This is a genomic window from Streptomyces tritici, from assembly GCF_048500665.1.
Taxonomy (GTDB): domain Bacteria; phylum Actinomycetota; class Actinomycetes; order Streptomycetales; family Streptomycetaceae; genus Streptomyces; species Streptomyces tritici.
In genome coordinates this window covers 5890636-5903460 of record NZ_CP183183.1, presented here as the reverse complement: position 1 = coordinate 5903460, position 12825 = coordinate 5890636, and the positions used below count along the sequence as shown (strand labels likewise).

At 74.3% G+C, this 12825-nt stretch carries 16 protein-coding genes; 7 read left to right on the top strand and 9 right to left on the bottom strand.

The window, feature by feature from the left end; translation table 11 throughout:
* Positions 1 to 8 precede the first annotated feature (8 nt).
* The 3 genes from ACNJ93_RS27065 to ACNJ93_RS27055 are packed head-to-tail and all read right to left on the bottom strand — an operon-like array spanning position 9 to position 3573.
* A complete protein-coding gene (locus ACNJ93_RS27065) occupies positions 9 to 1223 on the bottom strand; it encodes an acetyl-CoA C-acetyltransferase (RefSeq protein WP_418960062.1) in 1215 nt (404 codons plus the stop codon).
* A 53-nt stretch (positions 1224 to 1276) separates the two neighbouring features.
* Complete coding sequence (locus ACNJ93_RS27060; RefSeq protein ID WP_418960061.1) at positions 1277 to 2419, bottom strand: acyl-CoA dehydrogenase family protein; 1143 nt, start codon at positions 2417 to 2419, stop codon at positions 1277 to 1279.
* Entirely contained in the window at positions 2416 to 3573 is a 1158-nt protein-coding gene (locus ACNJ93_RS27055; RefSeq protein ID WP_418960060.1) for a CaiB/BaiF CoA transferase family protein, read from the bottom strand. Before ACNJ93_RS27055 ends, ACNJ93_RS27060 begins: the two co-directional genes overlap by 4 nt.
* 222 nt (positions 3574 to 3795) lie before the next feature.
* Here ACNJ93_RS27055 and ACNJ93_RS27050 point away from each other — a divergent pair, with 222 nt between their 5' ends.
* A complete protein-coding gene (locus tag ACNJ93_RS27050) occupies positions 3796 to 5001 on the top strand; it encodes a saccharopine dehydrogenase family protein (RefSeq protein ID WP_418960059.1) in 1206 nt (401 codons plus the stop codon).
* Positions 5002 to 5207: 206 nt separating this feature from the next.
* Here ACNJ93_RS27050 and ACNJ93_RS27045 read toward each other — a convergent pair whose 3' ends face one another.
* From ACNJ93_RS27045 to ACNJ93_RS27030, 4 genes are read right to left on the bottom strand one after another with little or no spacing between them, the layout of a single operon-like run.
* Positions 5208 to 5651 (bottom strand): cytidine deaminase, encoded by a 444-nt coding sequence (locus ACNJ93_RS27045; protein WP_418960058.1) that lies wholly within the window; start codon positions 5649 to 5651, stop codon positions 5208 to 5210.
* Positions 5648 to 6031 carry a VOC family protein gene (locus tag ACNJ93_RS27040; protein ID WP_418960057.1) on the bottom strand — a complete coding sequence of 128 codons (384 nt, stop codon included), beginning with the start codon at positions 6029 to 6031 and terminating at the stop codon, positions 5648 to 5650. The genes ACNJ93_RS27045 and ACNJ93_RS27040 overlap by 4 nt, the downstream gene beginning before the upstream one ends.
* Positions 6032 to 6089: 58 nt before the next feature.
* The gene (gene mmpA, locus ACNJ93_RS27035) at positions 6090 to 6236 is read right to left on the bottom strand and encodes a morphogenic membrane protein MmpA (protein ID WP_418960056.1); all 147 of its coding nucleotides are present in this window, start codon (positions 6234 to 6236) and stop codon (positions 6090 to 6092) included.
* A 49-nt stretch (positions 6237 to 6285) separates the two neighbouring features.
* Positions 6286 to 6996, bottom strand: coding sequence for an endonuclease V (locus tag ACNJ93_RS27030; RefSeq protein WP_418960055.1), 711 nt, complete (start codon positions 6994 to 6996; stop codon positions 6286 to 6288).
* Between the two features lie 79 nt (positions 6997 to 7075).
* Between ACNJ93_RS27030 and ACNJ93_RS27025 the strand changes: the two genes are divergently transcribed.
* On the top strand, positions 7076 to 7375 hold the full coding sequence (locus ACNJ93_RS27025) for a YciI family protein (RefSeq protein WP_418960054.1): 300 nt from the start codon (positions 7076 to 7078) through the stop codon (positions 7373 to 7375).
* 13 nt (positions 7376 to 7388) lie between these two features.
* Here ACNJ93_RS27025 and ACNJ93_RS27020 read toward each other — a convergent pair whose 3' ends face one another.
* Positions 7389 to 8441 (bottom strand): WD40/YVTN/BNR-like repeat-containing protein, encoded by a 1053-nt coding sequence (locus tag ACNJ93_RS27020; RefSeq protein WP_418960053.1) that lies wholly within the window; start codon positions 8439 to 8441, stop codon positions 7389 to 7391.
* Between the two features lie 215 nt (positions 8442 to 8656).
* Between ACNJ93_RS27020 and ACNJ93_RS27015 the strand changes: the two genes are divergently transcribed.
* The 5 genes from ACNJ93_RS27015 (at position 8657) to ACNJ93_RS26995 (ending at position 12427) form a co-directional block, all read left to right on the top strand.
* Positions 8657 to 9067 (top strand): SsgA family sporulation/cell division regulator, encoded by a 411-nt coding sequence (locus ACNJ93_RS27015; RefSeq protein WP_418960052.1) that lies wholly within the window; start codon positions 8657 to 8659, stop codon positions 9065 to 9067.
* 185 nt (positions 9068 to 9252) lie between these two features.
* The gene (locus ACNJ93_RS27010) at positions 9253 to 10227 is read left to right on the top strand and encodes an acyl-ACP desaturase (protein ID WP_418960051.1); all 975 of its coding nucleotides are present in this window, start codon (positions 9253 to 9255) and stop codon (positions 10225 to 10227) included.
* 108 nt (positions 10228 to 10335) lie between these two features.
* Entirely contained in the window at positions 10336 to 10635 is a 300-nt protein-coding gene (locus ACNJ93_RS27005) for a hypothetical protein (protein WP_418960050.1), read from the top strand.
* Positions 10628 to 11824 carry a hypothetical protein gene (locus ACNJ93_RS27000; RefSeq protein ID WP_418960049.1) on the top strand — a complete coding sequence of 399 codons (1197 nt, stop codon included), beginning with the start codon at positions 10628 to 10630 and terminating at the stop codon, positions 11822 to 11824. The genes ACNJ93_RS27005 and ACNJ93_RS27000 overlap by 8 nt, the downstream gene beginning before the upstream one ends.
* A gap of 12 nt (positions 11825 to 11836) precedes the next feature.
* On the top strand, positions 11837 to 12427 hold the full coding sequence (locus ACNJ93_RS26995) for a hypothetical protein (protein ID WP_418960048.1): 591 nt from the start codon (positions 11837 to 11839) through the stop codon (positions 12425 to 12427).
* Between the two features lie 34 nt (positions 12428 to 12461).
* Here the strand turns inward: ACNJ93_RS26995 and ACNJ93_RS26990 are convergent, their stop codons facing one another.
* Entirely contained in the window at positions 12462 to 12728 is a 267-nt protein-coding gene (locus ACNJ93_RS26990) for a WhiB family transcriptional regulator (RefSeq protein WP_418960047.1), read from the bottom strand.
* Positions 12729 to 12825: the final 97 nt, after the last annotated feature.

Sequence of the window (12825 nt, the reverse complement as noted above, 5' to 3'; positions counted from 1 at the left end):
ACGGGACGTCAGACGCGTTCGACGATCGTGGCGATGCCCATGCCGCCGCCCACGCAGAGCGTGGCGAGGCCGTAGCGCTTGTCCTGGCGCTCCAGCTCGTCGATGAGGGTGCCGAGGATCATCGCGCCCGTGGCGCCGAGCGGGTGGCCGAGGGCGATCGCGCCGCCGTTGACGTTGACCTTGTCGAGGCTGATGCCCATGTCCTTGACGAAGCGCAGGACGACGCCGGCGAAGGCCTCGTTGATCTCGACCAGGTCGATGTCGTCCATGGTGAGCCCGGCCTTGGCAAGGACCTTGCGGGTGGCCGGGGCGGGGCCGGTGAGCATGATGGTCGGCTCGGAGCCGGAGACCGCGGCGGCCACGATCCGGGCGCGCGGGGTGAGCCCGTACCGCTCGCCGACGGCCTTCGAGCCGATGGCGACGAGGGAGGCGCCGTCGACGATGCCGGAGGAGTTGCCGGCGTGGTGGACGTGGTCGATCTTCTCCACCCAGTGGTACTTCTGCAGCGCCACTGCGTCGAAACCGCCGAGCTCGCCGATGTCCGCGAAGGACGGCTTCAGCTTGGCGAGCGAGTCGGCGGTGGTGCCGGGGCGCATGAACTCGTCGTGGTCGAGGACGACCAGGCCGCTGCGGTCGCGGACCGGGACGACGGAACGGTCGAAGCGGCCGTCCTTCCAGGCCGCGGCGGCGCGCTCCTGGGACAGGGCGGCGTACTCGTCGACGTCGCGGCGGGAGAAGCCCTCGATGGTGGCGATCAGGTCGGCGCCGATGCCCTGCGGGACGAAGTTGGTGTCGAAGTTGGTCATCGGGTCGGCGAACCAGGCGCCGCCGTCGGAGGCCATGGGGACGCGGGACATGGACTCCACGCCGCCGGCGAGGACCAGGTCCTCCCAGCCGGAGCGGACCTTCATCGCGGCCATGTTGACCGCTTCGAGGCCGGAGGCGCAGAAGCGGTTCTCCTGGACGCCGGCGACCGTGTCCGGCAGGCCCGCGGCGATGGCCGCGATCCGGGCGATGTCGGAGCCCTGGTCGCCGACCGGGCCGACGACGCCGAGGACGATGTCGTCGATGGCCGCCGGGTCGAGGTCCGGGTAGCGGTCGCGGATCTCGTCGATGAGGCCGACGACCAGGTCGATCGGCTTGGTGCCGTGCAGGGAGCCGGTGGCCTTGCCGCGGCCGCGCGGGGTGCGGATCGCGTCGTACACGTACGCTTCGGTGCTCACGGGACGCCTTTCGGGAGGCTGGGAGGGTGCTTTCGGAAGGAGGCGGTGGGGTCTCAGGAGAGCAGCGAGCGGCCGATGATCTCCTTCATGATCTCGGTCGTGCCGCCGTAGATGGTCTGGATCCGGCCGTCGGTGAAGGCGCGGGCGACCGGGTACTCCATCATGTAGCCGTAACCGCCGTGGAGCTGGAGGCAGCGGTCGGCGACGCGCTTCTGCAGCTCGGTGGCCCACCATTTGGCCATCGAGGCGTGCACGTGGTCGAGCGCGCCGTTCGCGTGGTCCTCGATGCAGCGGTCGAGGAAGGCGCGGGTGACGGCGCACTCGGTGGCCATCTCCGCGATCTCGAAGCGGATGTGCTGGAGCTTGGCGAGCGGCCGGCCGAAGGCCTCGCGCTCCTTGACGTACGCGGTGGTGAGTTCGAGCAGGTGCTCGGCGGCGGCGATGCCGGCGACCGCGATGGCCATGCGCTCCTGGGCGAGGTTGGTCATCAGGTGGACGAACGCGCCGTCGAGCTCGCCGAGCAGGTTCTCCTTGGGGACGCGGACGTCGTGGAAGAACAGTTCGGCGGTGTCCTGGGACTTCTGGCCGATCTTGTCGAGGTTGCGGCCGCGCTCGAAGCCTTCCATCCCGCGCTCGACGACCAGCAGCGACAGGCCGTGCGCCCCGCCCTCGGGGGTGGTCTTGGCGACGACGATCACGAGGTCGGCGAGGATGCCGTTGGAGATGAAGGTCTTGGAGCCGTTGAGCACCCAGTGGTCGCCGCGGTCCTCGGCGCCGGTGCGGATGCCCTGGAGGTCGGAGCCGGCGCCGGGCTCGGTCATGGCGATGGCGGTGATCGTCTCGCCGCTGCAGAAGCCGGGGAGCCAGCGGGCCTTCTGCTCGTCGGTGGCCAGCGAGGTCAGGTACGGGCCGATGATGTCGTTGTGCAGTCCGATCGCGAGGCCGGGCGCGCCGGCCCGGGTGAACTCCTCGGCGAGGACGGCGCTGTAGCGGAAGTCGGGGTTGCCGCCGCCCCCGTACTCCTCGTCGACGGCGAGGCCGAGCAGTCCCTGGCGGCCGGCGGCGCGCCAGACCTCGCGCGAGACGATGCCGTCCTTCTCCCACTGCTCGTAGTGGGGCAGCACCTCCTTGGCGAGGAAGGTGCGGACGGTCTCGCGGAACGCCTCGTGGTCGGCGGTGAAGATCTGACGCTTCATGCGGTGGACTCCTGGGGAGCGGCGGGGTCGGCGAGCGAGGGCAGGTCCCAGTCGCGGGCGACGGCGGCGGTGTCCGCGCCGGGCAGCGCGGGGCCGCGGCGGACGGCGGCGGGGGTGGCGGAGAAGCGCGGCGCGGGCGCGGGCTGGGTGAGCCCGGAGTACTCCACGAAGGTGCCGCGGGCGGCCAGGTGCGGGTGGGCGGGGGCCTCGCGGAGCGACAGGACGGGGGCGACGCAGGCGTCGCTGCCCTCGAAGACGGCGGTCCACTCCGCGCGGGTACGGGTGCGGAAGCGCGCGGCGACGGCGTCCTTCAGCTCGCCCCAGCGGGAGAGGTCGTTGCGCGCGGCGGCGACGTCCTCGATGCCGAGCAGCCGGACGAACTCCGCGTAGAACTGCTGCTCCAGGGCCCCGACCGCCATGTGGCCGCCGTCGGAGGTCTCGTACACGCCGTAGAAGGGGCAGCCGCCGTCGAGCAGGTTCACCCCGCGCCGGTCCTGCCAGCCGCCGGCGGCGAGCATGCCGTGGATCATGCTGGTCAGATGGGCGGTGCCGTCCACGATGGCGGCGTCGACGACCTGGCCCTCGCCGTGGGCGCGGGCGTGGGTCAGCGCGGCGAGGACGCCGACGACCAGGTAGAGCGAGCCGCCCGCGTAGTCGCCGACCAGGTTGGCCGGGACGGTCGGCGGGCCGTCCGGGTCGGGGCCGATCATGTTGAGCGCGCCGGTGACGGCGATGTAGCCGATGTCGTGGCCGGCGGTCGGGGCGAGCGGGCCGTCCTGTCCCCAGCCGGTCATGCGGCCGTAGACGAGCCGCGGGTTGCGCGCGAGGCACGCCTCGGGGCCGACGCCGAGGCGTTCGGCGACGCCGGGGCGGTAGCCCTCGACGAGGACGTCCGCCCGCTCGACGAGGTCGAGCACGGTCTCGGGGCCGCCCTCGGCCTTGAGGTCGACGAGGACGGAGCGCTTGTTGCGGTTGGTCAGGTCGTACGCGGGGTCGATGCCGAGCCCCGGGCCGCCGGGCCGGTCGACGCGGACGACGTCGGCGCCGAGATCGGCGAGGAGCATCGCGGCGAACGGGCCGGGGCCGATGCCCGCCAGCTCGACCACGCGCACCCCGGAGAGCGGCCCGCCGCCGCCGTTCCCTGTCCCTGCCATCAGGCCCCCAGGCTTTGTGACACAACTGCTGTAACACCAATGATGCTAGGAACACGTTCCACTCCGCACAAGGGTCTGCGCCGGGCGAGCGCTCGGAAATCCGCCGCGACGGCCGGGAGGCGCCCCGGACGCGGGCCCACCCGACGACCGCCGGTAACCCAGGCGCTAGGCTCCGCCTCCGATCGACCGCGCGGGCGGGTCGCAGGGGAAGGCGAGGGCCGGATGGACATAGGGGACGGGACGTCGGCGGAGCGCGGCGGACGCGCGTACGACGTGGTGCTCTTCGGGGCGACGGGGTTCGTCGGCGCGCTCACCGCCGAGTACCTGGCCGAGCACGCGCCCGAGGGTCTGCGCTGGGCGCTCGCCGGGCGCAGCCTCGGCAGGCTGGAGGCGGTGCGCGAGCGGCTCGCCGCGGTGTGGCCGCGCTGCGCGGACCTGCCGCTGCTGACGGCCGACGCCGAGGACGCCGCCTCGATGCGCGAGCTGGCCGGTTCCACGCGGGTGCTCGCCACGACGGTCGGTCCCTACGTCTGGTACGGCGACGGCCTGGTGGCCGCCTGCGCCGAGGCCGGCACGGACTATCTGGACCTGACCGGCGAGGCGGAGTTCGTGGACCGGACGTACGTCCTGCACGACGCGCGGGCCCGGGAGACCGGGGCCCGGATCGTGCACGCCTGCGGCTTCGACTCGGTCCCGCACGACCTGGGCGTGTACTTCACGGTGGGGCAGCTGCCGGAGGGCGTGCCGCTGACCGTCGACGGCTTCGTCCGGGCCGGGGCGCTGTTCTCCGGCGGCACCTTCGCCTCCGCGCTCACCGCCTTCGGGCGCGGCCGGCGGATCCTGCGCGCCGCGCACGAGCGGCGGCTGCACGAGCCGCGGCTCGTGGGCCGGCGGGCCCGGTCGCCGCTCGGCGGGCCCCGGTTCAGCACCGAGACCGGCACCTGGGCGCTGCCGCTGCCCACCCTGGACCCGCAGGTCGTGGCGCGCTCGGCCCGGGCGCTCGACCGGTACGGCCCGGACTTCCGCTACCGCCACTACGCCTCGGTGAAGACGCTGCCGATGGCGCTCGGCGGGGTCGCCGCCGTCGGCACGGGCGTGGCCGCAGCCCAACTGCCGCCGGTGCGACGGTGGCTGATGAGCCGTTACGAGCCGGGCCAGGGGCCGAGCGCGGAGCGCCGGGCGCGCAGCTGGTTCACCGTGCGCTTCGTCGGCGAGGGCGGCGGCCGCCGGGTCTTCACCGAGGTCTCGGGCGGCGACCCGGGGTACGACGAGACGGCGAAGATGCTCGCCGAGTCCGCGCTCTGCCTCGCCCTCGACCCGCTGCAGAAGACGGCGGGGCAGGTGACGACGGCGGTCGCGATGGGCGACGCGCTCATCGCCCGGCTGAGCGCGGCGGGCATCCGCTTCCGCGTGGCCGACGCCCGCTGAGGCGGGCGCTCGGCGGGGGCGCGCGATCGGGGCACTCGGACGGGGCGCTCGGCCGGGCCGCTCGGCCGGGGCACCTCGGCCGGGGCGCTCGGTTGGGGCGCTCGATCGGGGCGTTCGGCCGGACCGCTCGGCCGGGGCACCTCGGCCGGGCCGCTCGGTTGGGGCGCTCGACCAGGGCGCCCGGTCCGGGCGCTCAGCCCGGGCGTTCAGTCGGTGTGCAGCTGCTTCGGGGGCCACGCCCCGTCGGCGAGCTGGCGGGCCCAGTAGTACGGGTTCACCTCGGCGAGGGTGCGGGCCTGCCAGCCGGCCGGGTCCTCGGGGTCGGGGACCGCGACCTCCACGTCCGGTCCCCACAGGGCCAGCCGCTCCTGGCAGATGCCGCAGGGCGGGAACACGATGGTCCGCCCGTCCTGCGGGTCCCGGAAGACGCACACGGAGGCGGTGATCCGCGCGTCGAGCGTGTACGCCTGGCAGATCGCCCCGGTCTCGTGGCAGAGGGTCACCGCGCCGTTGAGGTTGTCGAGGCCGACGCTGGTGAGGATGCGGCCGTCGTCGAGAGAGACGGCGGCGGCGCCGCCGGGCTCGTCGGCCGGCCAGCGCCGCTCCATCTGGGCGACCGCGGCGTCCACGAGGACCTGATCGAGTTTCATGAGGCCTTCCTCACCAGGCAGAACGGGTGACCGGCCGGGTCGGCGTAGATCCGCCAGGAGCGGGCGCCGCCGAAGTCCTCCAGCAGGGTCGCGCCGAGCGTCAGCACCTCGGCGTGGGCGGCGTCGAGATCGGCGACGTCCACGTCGAGGTGCGACTGCTGCGGCCGGGCGGGGTCGCCCCAGACCGGCGGCCGGTGGTCGGCCACCCGCTGGAAGCACAGCACGGGCCCGTCGGCGGTGTGCAGGGTCGACCAGTCGTCGCCGAGCGCCCAGCGCGGGTCCGGGCGGTCGACCTCGCCGCCGATCAGTCCCCGGTAGAACAGGGCCAGTTCACGCGCATCGGCGCAGTCGAGCACCACGCACTGCAAGGAGCCGATCATCCGCACTCCGTCTCCGGTCGGAAGGTCACAGGGTTCACAGCATCACAGGTTCACAGCGTCACAGGGCCATCGCCCAGACCGCCACGATGTAGATCATCGCCAGCAGCCAGCCCGCGGCGAGCACGCCGGCGACGGCGAGGACGGACATCATGGCGCGCTCGGCACGGCGCAGCGGAGCCGGGGCGGCCGGCATGTGGGTCGTCATGGTGATCACCCTGCCCTGCCCCACTGACAACGCACATCCGTACGGGTACTCAGATACGCCCGCCCAGCGCCTCCTTGAGCGCCGCGCGGCACAGCGCGTCGGCGCGCCGGGTCGTCTCGGGGATCCGGTAGCGCGGGCTGAGCCGCAGCGCGTGGGCGCAGGCGGTGTCCAGGCCGACGCGGTGGCCCGCCGAGACGAACACCGGCTTGACCCCGTGGCGGGTGCGCAGCGCCCGGCCGACGACCTCGCGGCCCTCCTCGTCGTCGGCGACCAGCTCGCTGAAGTCGCCGCGCGCCGGGCCGGGTTGCTCGTACGTGAAGGTGAACGGGTTCTTCGCGACGCCCATCGAGGGCAGCCCGGTCAGCACGCCGAGGTGGCTGGCGAGTCCGAAGCGGCGCGGGTGGGCGCGCCCGTACCCGTCGCAGACCAGCAGGCCGGGCTCGACGGAGAGGGCCTCCAGGGCGGCCAGGACGGTCGGCACCTCGCGGAAGGCCAGGAGGCCGGGCACGTACGGGAACGAGACCCGGCCGACCGCGGTGGCCTCCTCGACGACCTCCAGGGTGGCCGCGTCGAGCACGACGGCCGCCGCGGCGACGAGGTCGCGCTCGTCGTCGTACGCGACGTCGAGCCCGGTCACGTGCCCCGTGCCGGGCGGCGGGCCGGGCTCGTCCCGCACGACCCGGCCCCGGAGTTCGTCCTGCAGGGCCCGCGCGGCGGCCTCGTCGACGGGCCAGTCCGGGGGCGTCTCGATGATCCTCATGATGATCGCCAGCCTACGACCGGGTCCGTTCCCCGGACAGCCCCGTCCCCGGCGGGCGGCGCGGGATAGCCTGCGACGCATGTTCGTACTGGAATTGACCTACACCGACGACGTCGCGCGGGCCGACGCGCTCATGGACGCGCACATCGCGTGGCTGGACGCGCAGTACGCCGCCGGCGTCTTCATCGCCTCGGGGCGCAAGAACCCGCGCGACGGCGGGGTGATCCTGGCCGTCGGGGACGACCGCGCGCAGATCGAGAAGATCGCCGCGGCCGACCCCTTCAGCGTCGACGGGGTGTGCACGTACCGGATCACGGAGTTCTACGCGACGAAGACCGCGCCCGAACTCGCCCCCTTCCGGGAGCAGCTCCCCTCCTGAGCCGACGGCCCGCCTACCGCAGGCGGGCGATCCGGCCCTTCTCCCCGGAGGCCCAGCAGCCGCCGTCGGGCGTGCAGTCGACGGTGTCGTACGAGCCGGTGTCGACGGTCCGCCAGGTGCGGCCGCCGTCCGTCGTCAGGTCAGTGCCGGTCGGGCCGACCGCGAGCGCGGCGGACCGGCTGTGCGGCAGCCAGGCCACGCCCGAGCGGTACGCGGGCGGGGGCGCGGTCGCGGGCCGCCAGCTCAGGCCGCCGTCGCCGGTGACCGCGGCCGCCCGCGGCGACGCCTGGTCGGGCCGGTAGTCGCCGCCGACCGCGAGCCCATGGCCGCGGTCGCGGAAGGCGAGTCCGAAGACGCCGCGGGCCGGGTCGCCGGCCGGCAGTCCGGACTCGGCGACCGTCCAGGTCAGGCCCCGGTCGCCGGAGTGCAGCACGCGCGCGGTCGCGGCGCCGCCGGTGGCCATCCAGACGTCCTTGGGGCCGGCCGACACCAGACACTGGCCGCTCGCGGCGAAGCCGGCCTCGCCCGGCAGCGCGGCCGGCATCCCGGCGTCGGGCAGCACCTGCCAGGAACGGCCGCCGTCCCGGGTCGACAGGATGCGGAACCGGCCGTCGACCGGGTCGCTCATGGCGAGGCCGTGCCGGTGGTCGAAGAAGGTCATGCAGTCGTAGAAGGCGCGCGGGTCGGTGTTGCGGAACGACTCGGTCCAGGTCGCCCCGCCGTCCTCGGTGCGGAAGACCCGGGACGCCTCGCCCTCGCCGATCGCGAGCACCACCGCGCGCCGGGCGTCGAAGGCCTCGACGTCGCGGAACTGCAGCTCCGCGGCGCCCGGCGGCGAGACGTTCCGCCAGGTCGCGCCGCCGTCGGTGGTGCGCAGCACGGTGCCCTTCGAGCCGGCCGCCCAGGCGGTGTCCCGGCTCACCGCGGCGAGCCCGCGGAACCGCGCGTCCGTGCCCGTGGGCGTCAGCTCCCAGCCGGGGGCAGCCCCGGCCCCCTCCGGCTCCCCCGCCCGCGCCGGGACGGCGAGCACGGCGGCCAGGGCCGCCCCGCCCAGTACCGCCGCCATCAGGCGTCTCGTCCTGCTCCGGTTTCCCTTGTTCCCCTTGTTCCCCATGGACGTCATGGCGCGGGAAGCTAGTGCACCCGGCGGGCCCCGTCCAGACCGCCTCGGCCGGGGCGGTGACACAGCTCACGTGGGGTAGGGATGCACGCCCGGGCCGGATTTCCCGTCCTCCCGGATGTCGGGGGGCGTCCGCCGGAGCCATGCGTGAGGAGCAGGCCTTGTCCACTGTCATCGAACAGCCCGTGGAGGCCCGACTGGTCGCCTCCGCGCCCTGCATGGAGTCCGTTCCCGCGACCCTGCGCTACGACCGCGAGGACCCGTACGCCGTCAGCATGGCGTTCCCGCCGCCGGCGACCCTGGAGGGCGTCGAGGTGTCCTGGGCGTTCTCCCGGGAGCTGCTGGCCCAGGGCATGGAGGCTCCGGCCGGCGTCGGCGACGTCCGCGTGCGCCCCTTCGGGTACGACCGCACCGTGGTGGAGCTGCACGCGCCGGAGGGCGTCGCGGTGGTGCACATCCGCACCTCGGAGGTGCGGCGCTTCCTCGACCGCGCGCAGCTGCTCGTACCGGCCGGGCGCGAGCACCAGTACCTCGACTGGGACGGGGCGCTGGGCCGTCTCCTGGACGAGTAGCACGTGACCTGCGTCTCTTTCGGACGCGGACGAGCTGGGGACATAACAGAACGTAACCGGACAGGGCGCGGGCCGGGCTTGGCCGCCCGCTTACGGCCCCTTTAACCTACGGTCTCGTAACCTACGAACCCGTAGGTAATCCCGCATGCACCCCCGACGCGTGCCTCCCCTCCCCAGGAGTACCCGTGACGCTCACCTCTCCCCACCTCGGCAGCTCTGAAGGGTGGACGGATGCCCGGCTGCTGTACGCGCTGGAAGAGGTGGTCGAGACAGAACTCAACCGGCATCTGAAGGTCACCAAGGACTGGATGCCGCACGAGTACGTCCCATGGTCGGACGGCCGGAACTTCCCCGGCTTCTTCGAGGACGGCGAGCCCTGGGACCCGTCCCAGTCGAAGGTCACCGACATCGGCAAGATCGCCCTCGTCGTCAACCTGCTGACCGAGGACAACCTGCCGAGCTACCACCACGAAATAGCGTCTCTGTTCGGCCGCGACGGCGCCTGGGGCACGTGGGTGCACCGGTGGACCGCCGAGGAGGGCCGGCACGGCATCGTGATGCGCGACTACCTGCTGGCCTCGCGCGCCGTCGACCCGGACAAGCTGGAGCAGTTCCGGATGGCGCACATGAGCGAGGGCTTCGAGTCGGACAACCGGCACTCGATGCTGCACTCGGTGGCGTACGTGTCCTTCCAGGAGCTGGCCACCCGCATCTCGCACCGCAACACCGGCCACCAGTCGGGCGACCCGGTCTGCGACCGGATGCTGGCGCGCATCGCCACCGACGAGAACCTGCACATGGTCTTCTACCGCAACCTGCTGCGCGCGGCCTTCGAGCTCGCTCCGGACCTCACGATGCAGGCCGTGCGGGACGTCGTCGTCAACTTCCGTATGCCCGGCCACGGCATGCCCGGTTTCGAGCGGGCGGCGGCACAGATGGCGATCGGCGAGATCTACAACATGCGGATCCACCACGACGACGTGCTGCAGCCCGTGCTCCGCTTCCTCAAGGTGCTGGAGATCGACGGCCTGGGCCCGGAGGGCCTGAAGGCGCAGGACGAGCTCGGTCTGTACATGAACGGGCTGGACTCCGAGGCGCGGAAGTTCGACGAGAAGCTCGCCGCCCGCAAGGCCCGGATGGCGGCCCGCGCGGCCGGCTGAGCCGTGCGGCCGGGTGACGGCCCGGCCACGGGCGGCGGCGCCGTCCGTCACCCGTCGGTGTGAGCGGGGTTTCTCCGCTCAGCCGATGATCTGCCACTGTGGTCCGCCATGGATCTCCAGGTGGACACCGACCAGTTGGGCCGCTTCTCGCGCGTCCTGCGCGAGTCCCTGACGTCGCTCGGCGCCGCGCGCCGGGCGCTGGAGCAGGCCCGCGCGGACCAGCTCGGCACCCCGGAGCTGGACGCGGCCTGCGACCGCTTCCAGGAGCGCTGGAAGCACGGGGCGGACCTGCTGGGCGCGCGGATCACCGCCGTGCAGGAGGGCGTGTCCCTCAGCCGCGAGGGCTACGTCCAGCTGAACCGGGCCCTGGCCGACGCGTTCCGCACGGTGGGCGGCGGCCGTGGCTGAGGCCGCGTACCCGCACCTGGGCTGGGACCCGGCGCCCGGCAGCCCCGCGGAGATCGCCGCGCTGCGGGCCCGGCTGACGGCCTCGGCGGCCTCGCTGGGCACCGCGCAGCGCCTCGTCGACCGGCTGCTCTCGGAGAGCGCGTACTGGACCGGCGAGGCCGCCGACTCCTTCCGCGCCGCGCTCGACGGAGACCTGCCCCGGTACCTGAAGAACGCGCACCGCTCCCTGACCAAGGCGGCCGGGCGGCTCGGCGCGTGGCACGACGATCTCGTGGGCCTCCAGGCCGCCGCCCGCCGGTACGACACGCGGGCCGGCCTGCAGACGACCGCCGTCCGCGCCGCGGAGGCCCGCTGGACGGCCGCCGCCCGCAACCCCGAGACGCCCGAGGCCGACCTCCGGGCGGCCGTCGCCGCCGTGAACCGGGCCCGCACCGCGCTCGCCGCCACCCGCGCGCAGGCCCGCGAGCTGGAGGAGAGCCACCGCACCACCGCGGCCCGGATCGCGCGGGAACTCGACGCGGCCACCGACCGCCTGGCCCCCAAGGAGCCGGGCGCGCTCGACAAGGCCCTCGGCTGGCTGGACGACAACCTCGGCGACGTGCTCGGCGCGACGTCCGCGACCCTCGGGCTCGTCGCGCTGTTCGCCGGCCCGCTCGCGGTGCCGCTGCTGTTCGTGGCGGCCGGGGCGAGCGTCGGGGCGCTGCTGCTGCACGCCCGCGACCCGAAGCTCCGGGCCGGTCTCGCGGCGGGCCCCGGCGACGCCCGCTTCTGGACCTCGACCGCCACGCTCACCGGCGACGCCGTGGGCACCCTTCCGGGCGTCGGCGCCGTCGCGAAGGGAGCCGCCGCCACGGCCGCGGCGGCCCGCGAGGGCGGGGCGGCCGTCGGACTCGGCGGCCACGCGAGCCGGTTCACCGGCGAGACCGGGACGGCCATGCACGCCTTCGCCGACGGCGGGACGCCGGTCGCGCAGTGGGTGGCCACGCGGACCGGCCGGCCCGGCGCCGCGCCGGTGGTCGACATCGGCTCGGCCACGGCCGGCGCGGCGGCCTCCGGTACGGGTCTGGTGGCCGGCGAGGACGACGTGACGGCCCGCTCCGCCGCCTCCGCGGTGGAGGGCGCACGGTCGGTCCCCGAGACCGTCAACCACGTCAGGACCGGCGCCGAGCTGTTCCGCAGCGCCCCTTAGGAGACGCCCACCGTGCTCTGGTTCCGCCTGCCGCCAGGCTATTTCCCGGTCGACCTGGAGGACCTCGACGCCTGGGAGGAACGCCTGGAGGCGGCGACGGCCGCCCTCGGGACGGAGTCCGCCGAGACGGCGGCGCTGCGCCGGCTGCTCGGCTCCCTGCCCGGACACGGCGTCACATACGCGGCGTTCGGGCTGCACCCCTCGGAGACGGGCGGCCTGTGCGTGTCGGTGCTGACCGTGGCCGAGGTCGACACGCGCGCGCCCGGCCCGGCCGCCGCGGCCGCCCGCTGCGCGCTGGCCCTGGCGCACGCCGGCGCCGGGCACGTACGCGAGCGGACCCTCGTGCACCTCGCCTGCGGCACACCCGCCGCGCTGGTCTCGGCGCTGCTGCCCGAGGGGGCCTTCCAGGCGCGCCTGGCCGTCGCCCGGCCCGCCGGACCCGGTGTCGTGCTCGTGGACCTCACGACGCCGGCGGCCGAACAGGCCCCGGAGTACACCGACATCCTGCTGGCGATCGGTCAGACCCTCGCGTTCACCGACCCGGACGCGGCGGAGCCGGTCGCCGCCCCGCCGCGGCCGAGCCGTCTGCACGGCCTGAGGTGAGGCCGGGGCGCCCCCGTGACGCCCCGCCCTCCGCTCAGCCCCGGTCCTGGTCGCGGCGCAGCAGCAGCCGCTCCTTCTCCGAGAGCCCGCCCCACACGCCGAACCGCTCGTCGTTGCGCAGCGCGTACTCCAGGCAGGCCAGACGGCCCTCGCAGGCCGAGCACAGCAGCTTGGCCTCGCGGGTCGAGGACCCCGGGGCCGGGAAGAAGAACTCCGGGCCGGCCTGCGCGCAGAGGGCGTCCTCGCGCCAGGACATGTCGGGCTCGGTGGAGGCGTCGGCTTCGATGGTGTTCGTGTACATGGAGGACACGCTCCCCCACGGCCATAAACACGTCGTCAACGTTCCATCAACGCGGCGCGCCACGTGATGTCTCGCCATCGGCGCCTTGCCCACACTG